The sequence below is a fragment of the Streptomyces sp. NPDC006385 genome, assembly GCF_040612485.1.
GTDB lineage: Bacteria > Actinomycetota > Actinomycetes > Streptomycetales > Streptomycetaceae > Streptomyces.
Window position 1 is genome coordinate 1 of record NZ_JBEXQG010000153.1, and the last position, 4,158, is coordinate 4,158.

At 75.1% G+C, this 4,158-nt stretch carries 1 protein-coding gene; it reads left to right on the top strand.

All coding sequences use genetic code 11. The features are described 5' to 3' along the window. Window positions 1-4,158: SDR family NAD(P)-dependent oxidoreductase (locus ABZ078_RS44130; protein WP_356584307.1), on the top strand; the 4,158-nt coding region annotated here is incomplete at both ends.

The following is a 4,158-nucleotide window of genomic DNA, read 5'->3' on the forward strand; positions in this document are numbered from 1 at the left end:
TGTCGCTGCACGCGTCGGGTGCGTCGGTGCTGCGGGTGCGGTTGGCGCCGGTGGGCGCGGACGCGCTGTCGGTGACCGTCGCCGACGGCACCGGAGCGCCCGTCGCCACCGTGGAGTCGCTGGTCTGTCTGCCCGTCGACCGTGAGCAGCTCGCGGCCGCCGCGGACGCGGCCCGTACGCCGGGGCACGACGCGCTCTTCCACGTCGACTGGACGTCGGTCCCGGCGTCGGCCATGGCGGACCATGCCTCCGCCGCTGGCCGCTGGGCGCTGATCGGGGACGACCCCGCCGGCGTCGGAGCCCGCCCGACGGCCGGCAGCCACCACGACCTGGCCGCGCTGCGTGACGCGGTGGCCGCCGGTGGCGCTCTGCCGGAGATCGTCGTCCTGCCCGTTCCGGCGGCGTCGGAGGGGGCGGGCCGGGTGGTGGAGGCGGCGCGCGCCGCGGCCCACCGCGCCCTGGACGTCGTACAGGCATGGCTGGCGGACGAGCGGTTCGCGGCAGCCGGGACCCGGCTGGCGCTGGTGACCCGGGGTGCCGTGGCCGCGGGCCCGGACGAGGGGGTGGCCGACCTCGCGGCGGCGCCCGTGTGGGGGCTGCTGCGGTCGGCGCAGACCGAGAACCCGGACCGGTTCGTGCTGCTCGACACCGACGACAGCGAGGCCGCCAGGGATGCGCTGCCGGGTGCCCTGCTGTGGGCGGTGGCGCAGGACGAGCCGCAGGTGGCGCTGCGCGGCGCCGAGGTCCGGGTGCCGCGGCTGGCCCGGGCCGGCCGGGCCGGGGGCGCGCTGGTCCCGCCGGCCGGGACGTCCGCCTGGCGGCTGGAGATCCCGGTCAAGGGCTCCTTCGGCAACCTTGAGCTGCGGGAGTGCCCGTCGGCCGCGGAGCCGCTCGCGCCCGGCCAGGTACGGGTCCAGGTGCGGGCCGCCGGCATGAACTTCCGGGACGTCCTGCTGGCCCTGGGCGTGGTGCCGAACCAGCAGGTGATGGGCAACGAGGCGGCCGGCGTCGTCCTCGAGGTCGGCGACGGCGTGACCGACCTGGCGGTCGGCGACCGCGTGCTGGGCGTCTTCTCCGGGGCGTTCGGCCCCGTTGCCGTCACCGACCGACGGATGCTCGCTCCCATGCCCGCCGACTGGTCCTTCGTCCAGGCCGCGTCCGTGCCCGTCGTCTTCCTCACCGCCTACTACGGCCTGCGTGATCTGGCCGGCCTGCGCGCCGGGGAGTCGGTGCTCGTGCACAACGCCGCCGGCGGCGTCGGCATGGCCGCCGTCCAGCTGGCGCGGCACTGGGGGGCCGAGGTCTACGGCACGGCCAGCGAGGGCAAGTGGGACGCGCTGCGCGCCGCCGGACTGGACGACGCGCACATCGCCTCCTCCCGCACCCTCGACTTCGAGGAGCGCTTCCGCACGACCAGCGGCGGGCGCGGGATGGACGTGGTGCTGGACGCGCTCGCGGGCGAGTTCGTGGACGCCTCCCTGCGGCTGCTGCCGCGTGGCGGACGCTTCCTGGAGATGGGCAAGACCGACCAGCGCGACCCCGCCGAGGTCGCCGGGGCCCACCCGGGCGTCACCTACCGCGCGTTCGACCTCGGCGAGGCCGGGCTCGACCGTACCCAGGACATGCTCACCGAACTGCTGGAGCTGTTCCAGCAGGGCGTGCTCACTCCGCTGCCGGTCGCCTCCTGGGACGTGCGACGGGCGCCCGAGGCGTTCCGGTACCTGAGCCAGGCCCGGCACATCGGCAAGGTGGTCCTCACCGTGCCCGCTCCGCCGGCCGGCAGTGGAACCGGCACCGCCCTGGTGACCGGCGCCACCGGCACCCTCGGCCGACTGGTGGCCCGCCACCTCGTGGAGCGGCACGCCGTACGCAACCTCCTGCTGGTCAGCCGCAGCGGCCCGGCCGCCGACGGCGCCGCCGAACTCGTCGCAGAACTCTCCGCTCTCGGCGCCAGGGCCGACCTGGCGGCCTGCGACGTCGCCGACCGGCAGGCGCTGGCGGACCTCCTGGACGGCATCCCGGCCGACCGGCCGCTCACCACCGTCGTCCACACCGCCGGCGTGCTGGACGACGGCATGCTGCCCGCGCTCACCCCCGAGCGCATCGACACGGTGCTGCGCCCGAAGGCCGACGCCGCCTGGAACCTGCACGAGCTGACCCGCGATCTCGACCTGTCCGCGTTCGTCCTGTTCTCGTCCGTCTCGGGCGTACTGGGCAACGCCGGCCAGGGCAACTACGCGGCGGCCAACACCTTCCTCGACGCCCTGGCCGCCGCCCGCCGCGCCGAAGGACTGCCCGCCACCTCGCTGGCCTGGGGCTTCTGGGAACAGCGCAGTGCCATGACGGGCGAGCTGGACGACGTCAACCTCGCCCGTATCGCCCGCTCCGGCCTGACCGCCCTGCCCTCCGAGGAGGCGCTGGCCCTCTTCGACACCGCCGTCGCGGCCGACGCTGCGCTGACGCTGCCCGTCCGCTTCGACACGGCCGCGCTGCGCGCCGCCCCGGCACCCCTTCCGGCACTGCTGCGCGGCCTGGTCCGCGGCACCGCCGTACGCCGAGCCCGGGCCGCCGCCGCAGGGGAGCAGTCCACGGCCGCGCCCTCGGCCCTCGTACGGCAACTGGCCGGACGCCCGGAAGACGAACAGCTGGCCCGGCTGTCGGAGTTCGTCCGGGGGCACGTCGCGACCGTCCTCGGCCACGGGTCCGCTGCCGCGGTGGGGGAGAACCGCGCCTTCAAGGAACTCGGGTTCGACTCCCTGACCTCGGTGGAACTCCGCAACCGCCTCAACGCCGCGACCGGCCTGCGGTTGCCCGCCACCCTCGTCTTCGACCACCCGACCCCCGGCGCCCTGGCCGGTCACCTGCGCGACGAACTGCTGGGCACCGAGCCCGGCCCCGACGCGACCCCGGTCGGCGCGACGCCGAAGGACGACGACCCCATCGCGATCGTCGGCATGAGCTGCCGCTATCCCGGCGACGCCGATTCCCCCGAGGCCCTGTGGGAGCTGCTGGCCTCCGGTGGTGACGGCATCACCGGGTTCCCCACGGACCGTGGCTGGGACCTCGACGCGCTGTACGACGCCGACCCCGACCGCCCCGGCACGTCGTATGTCCGCAGCGGCGGATTCCTCCACACGGCCGCCGAGTTCGACGCGGGCTTCTTCGGGATCTCGCCGCGTGAGGCGCTGGCGATGGACCCGCAGCAGCGCCTGCTGCTGGAGTCGTCGTGGGAGGCCCTGGAACGCGCGGGCATCGACCCCACCTCCCTGCGCGGCCACCATGCCGGCGTCTTCGCCGGCGCCGCGGCCCAGGGTTACGCCTTCGGCCAGGAACAGGCCGGCGAGGGCAGCGAGGGCTACTACCTCACCGGCAGCACCACCTCCGCCATCTCCGGCCGCGTGGCCTACACCCTGGGCCTGGAGGGCCCGGCGGTGACGGTGGACACGGCGTGCTCGTCGTCGCTGGTCGCCCTGCACCTGGCGGTGCAGGCGCTGCGGTCGGGCGAGTGCACCCTGGCCCTGGCCGGCGGCGTGAACGTCATGGCCACGTCCATGGCCTTCGTGGAGTTCAGCCGGCAGCGGGGGCTGTCGCCGGACGGCCGCTGCAAGTCGTTCTCGGATGCGGCGGACGGTACGGGCTGGTCCGAGGGCGCGGGCATGCTGGTGCTGGAGCGGCTGTCGGACGCCCGGCGGAACGGGCATCCGGTGCTGGCGGTCGTGCGCGGCTCGGCGGTCAACCAGGACGGGGCCAGTAATGGTCTTACGGCGCCGAACGGGCCGTCGCAGCAGCGGGTGATACGGGCCGCGCTGGCGAACGCCGGGCTGTCGGCCGGTGAGGTGGACGCGGTCGAGGCGCACGGCACCGGCACGACCCTCGGCGATCCGATCGAGGCCCAGGCTCTGATCGCCACCTATGGCCAGGGCCGGGACCGGGAGCGGCCGTTGTGGCTGGGCTCGCTGAAGTCGAACATCGGGCACGTGCAGGCGGCCGCCGGTGTCGCGGGTGTGATCAAGATGGTGCAGGCGATGCGTCACGGTGTGTTGCCGCGGACGCTGCATGTGGATGAGCCGTCGTCGAAGGTGGATTGGTCGGCGGGGGCTGTGGAGCTGTTGACGGAGGCGCGGGAGTGGCCGTCGGCCGACGACCGTCCGCGTCGGG